This is a genomic window from Streptomyces termitum (assembly GCF_014650175.1).
GTDB lineage: Bacteria > Actinomycetota > Actinomycetes > Streptomycetales > Streptomycetaceae > Streptomyces > Streptomyces termitum.
The window spans coordinates 37,797-51,473 of record NZ_BMUL01000025.1; the positions used below are offsets into that span (position 1 = coordinate 37,797).

The following is a 13,677-nucleotide window of genomic DNA, read 5'->3' on the forward strand; positions in this document are numbered from 1 at the left end:
CGCTGCTCGTCGGTCGGCGCCACCCACGCATGCCAGCCGACCGATTCCACCCACTGCCGGGCATGAATCCGGGCGTCGATCCCACACCATCTGCACCCGCCTGGCGAGGGAACGCAGCCAGCACGAGCAGACCTCGGAGAGGACATCTCTCCTCCTTCCCACGCCTCTTATCTTCTCTTCCTGCACTGACAATCACACTGAGTGACGAAGCTCGAGGTGTACGCGCATGAGGTTCCTCCACACATCCGACTGGCACTTGGGCCGACGTTTCCATTCAGAAGACCTGGTACCCGCCCAGCGCGTTTTCCTCGACCATCTGGTCGACACCGCGCGAACCGAGAACGTCGACGCCGTCCTGGTGGCCGGAGACATCTACGACCGGGCCATCCCGAGCCTTGACGCCGTACGCCTGTTCAACCACGCCCTGCACCAGCTCGCGGACCTGAACGTGCCGATCATCATGATCAGCGGAAACCACGACTCCGCCCACCGCCTCGGCGTCGCCTCCGGCCTCCTGGCACGCACCGGAATCCACCTGCGCACCGACCCCGCCACCTGCCACACCCCCGTCATCCTCGAAGATCCCCACGGTCCCGTCGCCGTCTATGGCATCCCCTACCTCGAGCCCTCGATGGCCCGCACCCCGCTGGAAGCAGAAGCCGTCTCCCACCGCGCCGTGCTGACCGCGGCCCTGGACCGCATCCGCACCGACCTCGCCACTCACCATCCGGCCGGCACCCGCTGCGTGGTCCTCGCCCACGCCTTCGTCACCCCCGGCACCGGACAGCCCGAAGAACGCGACAAGGCCAAGGAATCCACCAGCGAACGCGACCTCACCGTCGGAGGCATCGCCCACGTGGGCGCCGACCTCTTTCACGACATCGACTACGTCGCCCTCGGCCACCTGCATGGCGCTCAGTCCATCACCGACCGCATCCAATACAGCGGCTCCCCCCTGGCCTACTCCTTCTCCGAGGCCCGCCACACCAAGACGACCACTCTCGTCGACCTCACTGTCGAAAAGGCCCCCACCCTCACCCGCCTGCCCTGCCCCGTTCCCCGCCGCCTGGAGCGCGTCACCGGTCTCATCGACGACCTCCTGACCAACCCCGTCCACGAACCACTGCAAGACGCCTGGCTCGAGGTCACCCTTACCGACACCGCCCTGCCCTTCGAGGCCATGGCCCGCCTGCGCCGCCGCTTCCCCCACACCGCCGAACTCAAGCACCGGCCCGCCCGCATTCCCGCCCAGGCCACCCACACCACCTACAGCGAACGCATCCACGGCCGCAGCGACCTCGGCATCACCACCGACTTCATCCACAGCATGCGAGGCACCGAACCCACCCCGGACGAACACGCCCTGCTCCAGCAAGCCGTCGAAGCCTCCCGCCTGAACGAACAGCAGAAGGAAACCGTCTGACATGCGCCTGCACACTCTGCACCTGCAGGCCTTCGGCCCCTTCGCAGGCACCCACACCATCGACTTCGACACCCTGTCCGCCGACGGCCTCTTCCTCCTCCACGGCGACACCGGCGCCGGGAAGAGCACCGTCTTCGCCGCCATCTGCTACGCCCTCTACGGCAAACCCCCCGGCGACCGCGACCTGCTGCTGCGCAGCCATCACGCTCCCGAAGGCCTCCTGACCGAAGTCACCCTCGACGTCACCCTCGCAGGCCGCCGCCTGCGCATCCGCCGGGTCCCCGCCCAGATGCGCCCCAAGCGATCCGGCCCGGGCGAGACCCAGCAGAAGCCCGAGACCTTCCTCAGCGAGCGGACCACCGACACCACCGGACAGGAACGCTGGGAAGCATCCAGCAAGTCCCACCAGGAAGCCTCCGCCGAGATCACCGACCTGCTGGGCATGAGCCGGGACCAGTTCTGCCAGGTCGTCCTGCTGCCCCAGAACGAATTCACCAAGTTCCTCCACGCCGATGCCCACGGCCGGCGCGAACTCCTCGGGAAACTCTTCCGCACCCACCGCTTCGCCTTCGTCGAACGTTGGCTCCACGATCACAGCCGCAGCATCGAGAAGGACCGCGAAACCGCCCGCGCCGACGTCCTTCGCCTGGCCGAACGCATCCACCAGGCTGCCGGAGCCGACCTTGCGACCGAGCACCCCGCACCCACCCCCGAAGACCCCCGCACCCTCACCGAGCCCGCGCAGACCTGGGCCCAGGACCTCCTGCGCGCCAGCCACACCCACCACGAACACACACTCCAGGCAGCAGCCACGGCCAAGACCCACCTGCTCGAAAAGCAGACCCTCGAAGCCGCAGCACGCGATCTCCACCAACAGCAGGCCGCCTACACAGACGCCCGACGACAGCTCGACCTGCTGCAGGAACAACAACCACACCAGGACACCCTCCGCCAGCGCCGCGACCAGGCCCGCCGCGCCCAGCACGCGGCTCCCCAACTGCACGCCGCCGACACCGCAGCCAGCGACCACGCCGACGCCCAGCGCACCGAACACAGCGCCCGCCACCACCTGCCGCCTCAACACGTGGACCTGGACGCCGACCAGCTGGAAACCCTTGAGCACACCACCCGCAACGAAGCCGCTGTCCTGGCCGAGCTCATCGCCGAAGAAGCCACCGTCCGCCGGCTGACCACCCAGCTGAAGCGCATCGACGCCGAACGGCAGGACTTCGACACCCAGCAACGCACCTCCCAGGACTGGCTCGATCAGGAGCCCGGCACGCGCCGCACCCTCGAGGCACGGCGTGAAGCCGCCCGCCACGCCGAACTGGAAGGCCGCCGTCACCACGACGCCCTGGACGGCCTCAAGACCCGCATCGAAGCCGCCGAGCTGCGCGACACCCACCTTGCGGAAGTCGCCAAGGCCGAACAGCGCCTGGCAAAGACGCAAGAGATCGCCACCCTGGCCGGCCAGGAGCACCTCGACATCCGCCGCCGGCGCACCGAAGGCATGGCCGCCGAACTCGCCGCCACCCTCACCGACGGCATGCCCTGCCCGGTCTGCGGCTCCTGCACCCACCCCGCCCCCGCCGCCGCCCAGGACGGGCAGCCCACACGCCAGGACGAACAGGACGCCGAAACCGCCCACGAGCGAGCCAACGCCGCCCGGGACGCCGCCGCGGCCGTCCTGCACGGCCTGCGTGAACAAGCAGCCGCCGCGACCGGTGAAGCGGGCGACACCTCACTGGCCGACCTGCAGACCCAGCACGCCACGCTCAACGCCGCCCTGGCCGCCGCCCTGGCCCGGGCTGCCGACCAAGAAGCCGCGCAAGAAGAACTCCACGCGCTCGACACCGAGCACACCCACCACACCGAACAGCACCGCACCGCAACCGCCGGCCTGTCCGCCCGCAACGCCGACTACGACACCCTCACCCTGCAACGCGCCGAGCTGACCACCAAGCTCACCACAGCCCGCGGCACCCACCCCACCGTCGCCGCCCGCGCCGCCGAACTCACCCGCACCGCCGACCACCTCAAGCAAGCCGCCCAAGCCTCCCGCACCCTCGCCACCGCAGCCCAGACCCTCCACCACCGCACCGAGCAGGCCCTCCTCACCGCGAAGGACCAAGGGTTCGACACCCTGGCACTCGCCCAGCAGGCCCTCCTCGACGACGAAACCCTGCGCGCCATCGAAGAAGAGATCACCCAATGGCGCGAGAACTGCGCCGTCCACACCGCAGTCCTCCAAGACCCGGCACTGCAGCAGGCCGCCACCCAGCCCCCCGCCGACACCACCGCAGCCACAGAAGCCCGTGCCGCCGCCGACAACCAGCACGCAGCGGCCACCGCCGCCACCGACGCCGCCCGCACCCGCACCCAGGACCTCGCCACACTGGCCACCGACCTCGCCACCGCCGTCCAGCGACTCCAGCCACTCGAACAGGCCTACAGCACCGCACGCCACCTGGCCGAACTCGTCACCGGCACCTCAACCAGCGCCCGCGTCCGCATGCAGCTCGAGGCATACGTCCTGGCAGCACGACTCGAAGAAGTCGTCACCGCCGCCAACACCCGCCTGAACATCATGTCCGAAGGCCGCTACACCCTCTCCCACTCCGACCACCAAGCCCCCCGCGGCGCCCGCTCCGGCCTCGGCCTGCAGATCACCGACTCCTGGACCGGCCGCCCCCGCAAGACCGACACCCTCTCCGGCGGCGAGTCCTTCTTCGCCTCCCTCTCCCTGGCCCTCGGACTGGCCGACGTCGTCACCCACGAATCCGGCGGCAACCCCCTCGATACCCTCTTCATCGACGAAGGCTTCGGCACCCTCGACGAAGACACCCTCCACAAAGTCCTCGACGTCCTCGACTCCCTGCGCGCCCACGACCGCACCGTCGGCGTCATCAGCCACGTCCCCGAACTACGCCGCCGCATCCCCCACCGCCTCCACGTACGCAAGAACCCCACCGGCTCCACCCTCGCCCACCTGACCGAAGCAGCCGAATAGCCTGACACCCACCAAGCAGAGAGGACCGGGCAACTCGTCCCCTCTGCTCGGCACCAGTCGGCCGACCCGTTGGAGCGGTACCCCCATGCCAGAGATCGAGCTGCGCCCGCACCAGCAGGAAGCTGTCACCGCCGCCGTCAAGGCACTGCGCATCCATTCTCGGGCCACCGTGGTCGCTGCCTGCGGTACCGGGAAGACTCTCATCGCCGCCCGCACCACAGCCCGCCTCACCCCGCGGGGCAGGACCCTGGTCCTGTTGCCCACCCTGGACCTGCTGTCCCAGACAGCCCGCTCCTGGCACGCAGCAGGCCGTAAAGGCAGGGCGGTCGCTGTCTGCTCGGCACGACAAGCCGTCGACCACGCTCCGGCCGGTGACCTGCCCATGACCACCAGCCCCGCCGAACTCACCGCCCTCACCGCCGGCCAAGAGGGCGAGCCGGTGACTGTCTACGCCACCTACGCCTCCCTGACCGCCGTCGCCGCCGCCCACCAGACCCACACACTGCCCCACTGGGACCTGGTGGTCATCGACGAAGCCCACCGCACCGCCGGCAGACTCGGCAAAGCCTGGGCAGCCATCCACCACGACGACCAGGTCCCTGCCCACCACCGCCTCTACCTCACCGCCACCCCTCGCATCTGGGACGCTGACGCAGACGCCGATCAGGCCGGAGACGCCGGGACCGTCGCCTCCATGGACGACGAAACCCTCTTCGGACCTGTCGCCTACCGCCTCACCCTCTCCGACGCCATCGACCTCGGTCTGCTCGCCGACTACCAGATCCTCGTCCCCGTCATCGACGACACCACCCTGCGCGACTGGCTCGCCACCGGCCCAGGCGCCGGCGTCGACGGCCTGCGCCTCGCCGGCCGCCAAGTCGCCGTCCTCAAAGCCATCCACGACCACCAACTCCGCCGTGTCCTGACCTTCCACCACCGCGTCCAGGACGCCCGCGCCTTCGCCACCACCCTCCCCGACACCGCCGCCGCCCTCCCCGCCGACCTGCAGCCCGACGGCCTGTGGTCACAGTGGATCAGCGGCACCCACCCGCCCCGCGTACGCCGCCGCATCCTCCTCGACTTCGCCGCCCACACCCACCCCGAACAACCCGCCGTCCTCGCCAACGCCCGTGTCCTCGGCGAAGGCATCGACGTCCCTTCGATCGACGCCGTCGTCTTCGCCGACCCCAAGAACAGCCCCGTCGACACCGTCCAGGCCGTCGGCCGCGCTCTACGCCAGCAACCCGGCGCGAACAAAAAAGCCACTCTGATCGTCCCCGTCTACCTCACCCCCGACGAGAACCCCGACGACCTCCTCAGCGCCGACGCCTACACCCCACTGTGGCGCACCATCCAAGCCCTCCGCGCCCACGACACCCGCCTAGAAGCACGCCTCGCCGACCCTCGCACCCACCGCCCCACCGCCGATACCGACGGCCCCGGACACTGGCTCCACTTCGAGCGCCCCACCCAGGCCGACGAAGTCGCCCTCGCCCTCACCCTGCGCGTCCTCAAACCCAAAAGCGCCGAATGGCGCCGCGGCCTGGCCTCAGCCCGCCGCTACCACCGCACCCACCACCACCTCGACATCCCCCAGACATACGAGGACCCCGCCGGCTACGCCCTGGGACGCTGGCTCACCTGGCAACGCCACCTCCACAACCAAAACGCCCTCGACCACGCCCGCACCCACGCCCTCGAACAACTCGGCATCATCTGGAACCCCCGCCAGCAAGCATGGGACCGCGGCCTCACCCACGCAGCCGCCTACGCCACCACCCACGGACACCTCGCCGCCCCCGTCGACCACCACGATCCCGAAACCGGCTTCGCCCTCGGCCGCTGGCTCGCCACCCAACGCAAACGAGCCGACCAGCTCACCCCCGCCCGCACCAAGGCCCTGGAAGAACTCGACCCGCACTGGAACCCACCCTGGCCCCTGACATGGCAACGCACCTATCACGCCGCCCGCCACCATCAGAAGGCCGGTCACACCCTCGCTGATGTCCCGCGGACCTTCGCCACTCTCGAAGGCGTCCGCCTAGGGGAGTGGCTCCGCACCCAGCGCAGCACACCACCCGCCCACCCTGGTCAACTCCGCCTCCTGCAAGACCTGGGGCTGTACACCACCACCCCACCCTCGATGCCGCCGCCCTTGCTCTCGGCACGAGAACAGTCCTTCCGGCGTGGACTGGAAGCAGCGGCTGCCTTCCTCGCCAGAGAAGGCCACCCGAAGGTGCCCCAGCGCCACATCGAGCAACTCGCCAATGGGCCGGTACGTCTTGGGCAGTGGCTCACCAACACCCGGCGTCGATGGGACCGTCTCTCACCAGAACATCGCCAGGCACTCACAGAACTGGGCATCCAGCCGCCCGCGCCCGGCCCGGGGACCCGCCAGTGAATCAGGCATCGACTTCCCCATCCGCTCTCCCCACGGCCCCCCATGACAACGTGCCGAGCGGGCGGCACCGGGGGCTGGGTTTGTCCCTTCTAGGGGCTCTGGCACCACAGAAGTTGCGCCAGAGCCCAAACCCGTGCACAAAGCCAGCCGGCAACACCCAGGTGTCAGTTGCGGTGCCGTGTCAGAGCCTCTCGCACTGCACCGATGGCGATGCGCTCCTGTTCCAGGCGAAGGTTCGGACGGTAAACGCCGGTTCGCAGGTCCTGGGCGAGCTGGGCTTCCTCGGGGGTGAGATGTGTCAGGTTGCCGTTCGCCTGTGTCATTTCCTGCCCCCAGTGGGGTTCGTGGGCGAAGAGGGTGGCGCGGTCCATGAGCAGTGATGTGGTGTGAGGAAAGCGTTCCCGGACCTGGTCCAGGATGGCGAAGCCGTGGGTATCGATATCGCCCCAGTAGTAGAGGTCGACGTCGTCGAGCCAGGGCAGGTGCCGCAGCAGGGCCGCGGCGTATCCGGAGCCGAGAATGGCGATGGCGTCGGGGACCGGCGGTAGCGAGAGATAGGTGATCTCGTTCTCGAGGACGAAGACGGTGCGTACTCCGGGAGACCAGTCGGCCAGTTCATCAGCGCGGACAGCGAGTTCGCTGAAGGGCAGGGGAGAGGTGCCGAGATAACGCAGCCGGACGTAGGTGGGCTTGACGCGGAAGCCGTAGCGGGCGGCGAGGTTGCTCTTCGGGATGCCGGAGTCGATCCGGTCCTCGGGCAAGGTGTGGTCGAGGAGTTCGGCGAGGATCGCCTTGTGGGTCTCGACGAACTTGGTGTCCACGCCGGGGACATCAAGTTCGCGCAGGTAGATCTGTTCAGCGCTGTGACTGCCGATCCAGCAGACGACGCGTACGAGCTGGTGCCAGACCGCGCTGTGCCGGAGGACTTTCATGGGATGGTCGGCCATCCACAGCGCTAGGTCGGGTGCGCGGAGCGCGGTGTGCGCGTGCAGAGCGTGAAAGTGGTCGACCTCGGCAGTGACGCCCAGCAGTGCCCACAGGGCGTGGCGGGACTCGATCCAGGCTTGTGCCGGAACGGTTTGGGAGGGAAGGCCGTTGCGGCCGCCGATGGTTTTGGTCTGGACGCGCAGATGGGGATGCAGGCTCGGGTCCCAGGACTGCGCCCAAACGTATGCCTCCTCGAAGTGGTGCAGGGCATCGGCTGCAACCGGGCCCTTGAGCGTCACTGCAATGGGTTCGAAGGGATGTCCGCCTGCAGCGGCCGCGAGGAGTCGGCCGTCGGCCCACTTGCGGCGCAGGGCTTCGACAATGTCCTCGGGGCGACTCCACTTGGCCGGTTTCATGACGGCTCCTTGTGGTTTTTCCGGGCGGCCTGCTTGTGGGCGCGGAACTCCTCGATGGTGAGGTTGACCAGACGCGAGCGGGTTTCGTCAGGCTTGTCGACGTAGCCGACGCGCGTCACGTGGGGCTCGATGACGTGCAGTTTCTGGAGCGGGGTGACGACAAGGAGCTGCAGGCCCAGACGCTGGAAAAGATCGAGGGCGAAGTGGGCGGAGGAGTCGTCTCCACGTCCGAACGCCTCGTCGATGGTGACGAAATGGAAGGTCTTGGGCCTGGCGGCTGCGGGGTCGATACGGAACTGGTAGGCGAGGGAGGCTGCGAGAACGGTGTAAGCGAGCTTCTCCTTCTGGCCGCCTGACTTGCCGCCGGAATCGGGGTGGACCTCGTGTTCGGTGCCGGTGTTCCGGTCGAGTTCGCTGGCGGAGAAGGCGAACCAGTGACGCACGTCAGTGACCCGGGCAGTCCACCCGGCGTCGACGCGGGTGTGGTCGGCTCGGCCCTTGAAGCGATCGAGGAGGGCCTTGACCTGGAGGAACTTTTCCTCCGTGTAGGCATCGCCGGTTTCGTTGGAGAGCGCTTCGCTGCTGCAGGCCTTCAAGTCGTGCTGGAACTGGCGGATTTCCCTGCCTTGGGTGGCGGCGGCGTTCAGCCGGATGTAGCGGCCCGGGTTGTAGTCGATGCCGGCCAGCGAGTTGTTGATCACGTCGATGCGATCGCGGATTTGCTGTTCCTGGGCGGTGAGCCGTCCGTGGAACGAGGCGATGTCGCGGATGACGTTGGTGCGCAGGTAACGGAGGAACTCCTGCTCGAAGCGGGGCAGGTCCTCGTCGGTGAGGTTGCGGTGCAGGGCTTTGTAGCCGGCGGCGGACTCCATGGAGTTGTCCAGGTCGGTGGTGTGAGCCCGGTACTTGCCGCGGAAGGAGGTCATCAGCCCGATGGCCTGGTTGCTTGCCTGGCGCAGGCTGTCGTTGCGCTTGCCGATCGTGCGCTGCAGCTGGGATTCGGTGTCGCGCTCGGCGGCGTCCAGGTGCTCCAGGCTGTTGTCGGTGGCGGGCAGGAACTGGCGCAGGGCCGTCTCGTGCTCGGCTACGGAGCCCCCGTCGTACTGGGCCAGCAGGTTCGTGGTCCTTTGCAGCTGAGCGGTGGTGCCCTCTGCGTCGTGGCGCAGCGCGCCCAGCTCTTCCCGTCCCTGATTGAGGGTCTCGTCGTGCTGCTTGATGCCGTCCCTGATCTGCTGAAGCTGCGTGGTGAGCGCGTCCAGGCCCGCCTTTGTCTCCAGGGCGCGTTTTTGCCGCTCGAGCTCCTCGATGTCGGCAATGGTGGCTGGCCAGTCGAGTTCTGTGTAGGTGGTGACACTGGCCAGGAGGGTGAGGGCACGGGTGAGCCTGGTGCGGTCCTTCTGCCGCTTCTCGAGTTCGCGGGTGGCCGCGGTGAGGGCGGCGCTCTCGAGGGTGAGGCGCTGGGCTTCGGTGAGCAGGGCGTCGAGTTTGGTCTGGTTGCTCCAGCCGAGGACCCAGTTGCGTCGGTCGTCGATGCGGTGGGTGTCGTTCTTCTCGTGGCGGCCTCCGCCGGCCCTGACCAGGCCTTGGCGTGTGATGGTGGGCCGGGTGGAGCGGGTGAAGGTGTCCAGGTCTTTAGCGCACAGGTAGTCAGCGTGCGAGCGGAGCCGCGTGGCGAGCCAGTCGCAGGCCCAGCTGTCGGACTTCAGGTCAAGTTTGCCGCTCAGCAGGGTGCGGTCGTCGGGCAGTGCCGTGCGGGGGGTGTGCTCGGGAATCTTGTAGTAGACGAGCCGGAGCCCCAGGTGACGGTCATTGACCCAGGACGAGACCGCGTCGTAGTGGGCGTGCGGGACCAGCAGGGACAAGGCGATTCCGCGCAGGACACGCTCCGCGGCGCCGGCCCAGACGGCCTCGTCCTCGCGAACCTGGATCAGCTCGCCTGCGAAGGGCAGGGCGTCGATGCCGATGTCGGCGGCCGCGGCCAGTTCGCGGCGCAGGTCCAGCAGGTGGGCGGGGATGCTGGAGCGCTGCTGCTGAAGGCTGGTGATCTCTCGCCGCGTCTCGTCGGTCGCGGCTGTGTTGTCGCGACGCGTAACAGCGAGGCGGTCGAACTCCTTGCGATCCAGCCTCTCCTGATCTGCAGCCTGGGAGCGGGCAGTGGCGACGTGCGCCATGCGCTCGCGGAAGGAGACGGAGTCGGTGACCGGGTCCATGCCCGCTTGCGCGAGCCAGCCGTTGTACTCGGCCGCACGGTCACGGCGCCGCCGGCGTTCGCGGCCCAGCTCATCGATCCGGCCGGTCAGCAGGACCAGCTTCTCCCCGCCGGCGCCGTCGATGCGGCGCTGCAGACCGTCAGCTTCCTCGCGCAGCTGCTCCAGCTTCCGTGCGCGGGTGGACTGCGATTCCTCCAGTTCCGTCATGCGGGTACGCAAGGCCGTGTGGCGTGCGGCGAGGAGACGCTGGCGGTGGCCGGCGAAGAACGCCGGGACGGCGCTGCGCCGCTTTTCCAGGATGGTGAGGTCTTTCTGGAGGATGCCGTATCGGGCGCACGCCTCCACGATCGGCGCCAGACCTTCGATCATCTCGCGGGCCCGTACCACTTCGCTGTGGCTGGCGGTGAGTGCGTCGAAGTGATTGACGATCTTGTCGACGGTCGTCTGGGCGTCGAACGGCTCCAGCATCCTTTCGCGGACGAACTCGTCCAGGCTGCCCACGGCCTTCATCGACACCGTCTGGTGGAACAGCTCCAGGGCCTGCTCGCCCGGGATGCCCAGGCCGCGGCGCAGCGCCTTGCCGTACTGCGTGTACGCGCTGCCGTGCAGGGTGGCCCCGCGCTTTTTCAGCTGCTCACGCAAGTCGGTGATGTTGGTGCCGAAGCCGGTGAAGTCGGTTTCGATGGAGAGCGGGCGCTCGGCGGTGAGGTAGATCCGCTCAGGCTGTCCGGTCTGGGTGGGGGAGGTCCAGTAGAAGACCTGCGCGAGCGTGAGGTGGGTGTCGAGGGCGTAGTTGGTGAAGACACCAAGGATCACGCTGTAGGAGGTGTGGTCACGCAGTCCCACGGGGCGGGTACTGCCTGTTGCTTCGACACGTTCGTTCCTGTGGTGACCGAGAACATAGGAGCGCAGGTCGCGCTCCTTGGCATCAGCGCCGGCGGCCTTGTTGTAGTCGATCTTGTGGGCGGGCCGGAACAGAGTTGTGATCGCGTCCACCAGGGTGGACTTGCCGGAGCCCACGCCACCGGTGAGTAGCGCGCTGTGCCCGTCGACGGTGAACGTGCGGGGGGCGTTGTGGAAGGTTCCCCAGTTCAGCACTTCGAGGCGGGCGAGCCGGAATCCGGGGCCGGCGTCATGCATGTGTGCTGGACCGGGCACCGGCTGGCGGGGGATCGATGCCGCTGGGGCGGTGGCGAGAGTCATTCGTCGTCCTAAGCCGTGGTGGAGACGGTGTTGTCGCGGTAGGTGGCGAGGAGGTCGTTGAAATCGCTCAGAACCTGGGCGTCGACCAGGGCCTTGAGATGGCGCCGTACCTCGTAGGCTGCGGCTTGTTTCGTCGGCCGCAGCACCTTGAGGTCGACGAGCTTTCTGATGTGGGTGTCGATCTGGTCGACGAGCTGGGCTTCGTTGCTCCGCGGGGGAAGGAAGCTGCGGACCATCTCGACAAGGTCCTCACGGGTCAGCACCAGGCGGGGATCGCCTGAGCCGGCGTCGCTGTCCGCGAGCCGCCCGCGCAGCAGGACAAGCATCAGGCTGACCGGGAAGGAGAGCCGGTGGCGGGTGACCAGCCGCGGCACCGTAGTTCCGTCGTCCCGGACCTCGCTGTCCTGCTGCCGCACATAGGCGTAGCCCTCGGAGCGGTCGATGACGACATCGAGGCCGATGACGCCGAGGTAGTCGCCGATCGCCGCCTGCTGAGAGAGGATCTGCTCCCACACCAGCGGGGCGTCGCCCTGGTAGACCACTCCCGCTTTCAGTAGATGGACCACGGGGGCGGTGAGGGCATCGCTCATCGAGGGTCGGCCTTTCCGGCGGCTGTGCCGCCCTCATTGCGTACGAAGGTCACATGGGGCACCTCGGCCCGGGTGTGGTCAGGTGTTCCTGCACGTGGATAGACCAGGACATCGGTGCGCTCCGTGTCCACGCTCACGTCCAGCTCGGGATGCTGGATACGGAAGTAGCCGAGCAGCTCTGCGAGACCCAGTTCCAGCGGGTGGTTGTCGACGACGGTGGCCAGCGTCACCTGGCCGTTCGGGCTCGCGGCTACCGCGTCCAAGACGTGGCCGGCCAGCACCTCGGTGTCGATGTGGATGCCGGCGAACAGCTCTGTGAGGTCCGCCTCGGGATCGTCGGGGGGCTCCTGCACGGTGGTGTTCAGCTCGACGCGCTCGACTGGCATGTACAGCCGCCGTTCCATGGGCAGCGAGATGCCCGCCTGGGGCATCTCCAGTTCCATCCCGGGTAGCTTCGCGGTGCCGCCCAGGGCAGTGACGTGGCGCTGTACGGAGCGGACCAGAGCCAGCACGCGCTGGTCCTCCGCCCGGCTTCGGTCGGACAGGAAGCGGCGCAGCTGCTCGGTCAGCTGCCTCACGGTGTCCTGGGTGTTCTCGGCTGCCTCCAGCCAGGCGAACGGGATCTTCAGCAGGGTCCGGTCTGTTCTGCCTTCCAGCTGAGGCAACTGGGTCACCTGCTGCAGCAGTTCCCGCAGCTCCTGCTGGCGGCTGGGGGAGAGGAGGTAGTCGAAGAACGCCTGGAAACTCTGCCCCTGGTCGGACTGGGCGATCTCGTCACGCTCCAGCAGGAAGGCGGCCAGCTGCTCGCCCTTGCCGCCCTCAGCGGTCGCCACCTGCCGCCGCAGCCGCCGGTCCAGTTCCCGAAGGTTCGACTCCACCTCGCGGAAGTCCCGCAGGAGTTCGACTGCGGTGGCCTCCACCTGCTGGTACCGGTCCCGCAGGGCGATCGGGGAGAGGAGTTCCACTTCTCCGGTGAGCAGCCGGGCGATCTGGGCGTCGAGCGCATCACGTTCCCTGATCAGTTCGTCGATGCGCGCCTGCGGGTCGGTCTGTGCCCCGAAGGCCATCTGCCGGAGGAGTGCGACGATGGTGTTGAGGCGGGACTCGGTTCCGATGAACGAGCGTGCCGGCAGATCCCGTACCCAGGCAACGGCCTTCTCCAGGGCTGTGGTCGCATCGAAATGCGCCTCGTCCTCGCCGGGCGGGTAGTACTTGCGCAGCCAGCCGTTCTTTGTCCAGTCCGCGAGGTAGGCGGCCGCCGCCCGCGGAAAGGAGCCGGGCTCACGCTCGTTGAAGAAGTAGAGCTGGTCCTCCAGCCGGGACTCCAGCGTGCTCTCCGGCACGCCGCGTGCGTTCTCCTCGACGAACACCGTGCCGCATAAGGAAAGCACCAGGGCGGCGTTGTCCGCTCGCAGCAGCACCCATGCCGGATGACTGGTGAGACCCGTGACCTGATCGAATTGCATGCAACCTCCGATCGCACAGCTGGTATGTGCG

Annotated in this window: 7 protein-coding genes; 3 read left to right on the plus strand and 4 right to left on the minus strand. The window is 68.2% G+C overall.

All coding sequences use genetic code 11. The annotated features are described in order from the left end of the window. The first annotated feature begins 226 nt into the window (after positions 1-226). The 3 genes from IE219_RS29885 to IE219_RS32375 all read left to right on the plus strand — a co-directional run bounded on the left by IE219_RS29885 (position 227) and on the right by IE219_RS32375 (position 6,834). Positions 227-1,423 carry an exonuclease SbcCD subunit D gene (locus IE219_RS29885; RefSeq protein ID WP_189983190.1) on the plus strand — a complete coding sequence of 399 codons (1,197 nt, stop codon included), beginning with the start codon at positions 227-229 and terminating at the stop codon, positions 1,421-1,423. Position 1,424: 1 nt separating this feature from the next. After that, positions 1,425-4,433, plus strand: a complete 3,009-nt coding sequence (locus IE219_RS29890; protein WP_189983192.1) for an AAA family ATPase — start codon at positions 1,425-1,427, stop codon at positions 4,431-4,433. Between the two features lie 85 nt (positions 4,434-4,518). Continuing rightward, the gene (locus IE219_RS32375) at positions 4,519-6,834 is read left to right on the plus strand and encodes a DEAD/DEAH box helicase (protein WP_189983193.1); all 2,316 of its coding nucleotides are present in this window, start codon (positions 4,519-4,521) and stop codon (positions 6,832-6,834) included. A 164-nt stretch (positions 6,835-6,998) separates the two neighbouring features. Here IE219_RS32375 and IE219_RS29900 read toward each other — a convergent pair whose 3' ends face one another. The 4 genes from IE219_RS29900 to IE219_RS29915 are packed head-to-tail and all read right to left on the minus strand — an operon-like array spanning position 6,999 to position 13,646. Beyond that, positions 6,999-8,177 carry a Wadjet anti-phage system protein JetD domain-containing protein gene (locus tag IE219_RS29900; protein ID WP_189983195.1) on the minus strand — a complete coding sequence of 393 codons (1,179 nt, stop codon included), beginning with the start codon at positions 8,175-8,177 and terminating at the stop codon, positions 6,999-7,001. Next, a complete protein-coding gene (locus IE219_RS29905) occupies positions 8,174-11,590 on the minus strand; it encodes an ATP-binding protein (protein ID WP_189983197.1) in 3,417 nt (1,138 codons plus the stop codon). The genes IE219_RS29900 and IE219_RS29905 overlap by 4 nt, the downstream gene beginning before the upstream one ends. An 8-nt stretch (positions 11,591-11,598) precedes the next feature. Continuing rightward, positions 11,599-12,180: a DUF4194 domain-containing protein gene (locus IE219_RS29910; RefSeq protein WP_189983198.1), complete on the minus strand. Its 582-nt coding sequence runs from the start codon at positions 12,178-12,180 to the stop codon at positions 11,599-11,601. Next, positions 12,177-13,646, minus strand: a complete 1,470-nt coding sequence (locus IE219_RS29915; protein WP_189983200.1) for a DUF3375 domain-containing protein — start codon at positions 13,644-13,646, stop codon at positions 12,177-12,179. Before IE219_RS29915 ends, IE219_RS29910 begins: the two co-directional genes overlap by 4 nt. Positions 13,647-13,677: the final 31 nt, after the last annotated feature.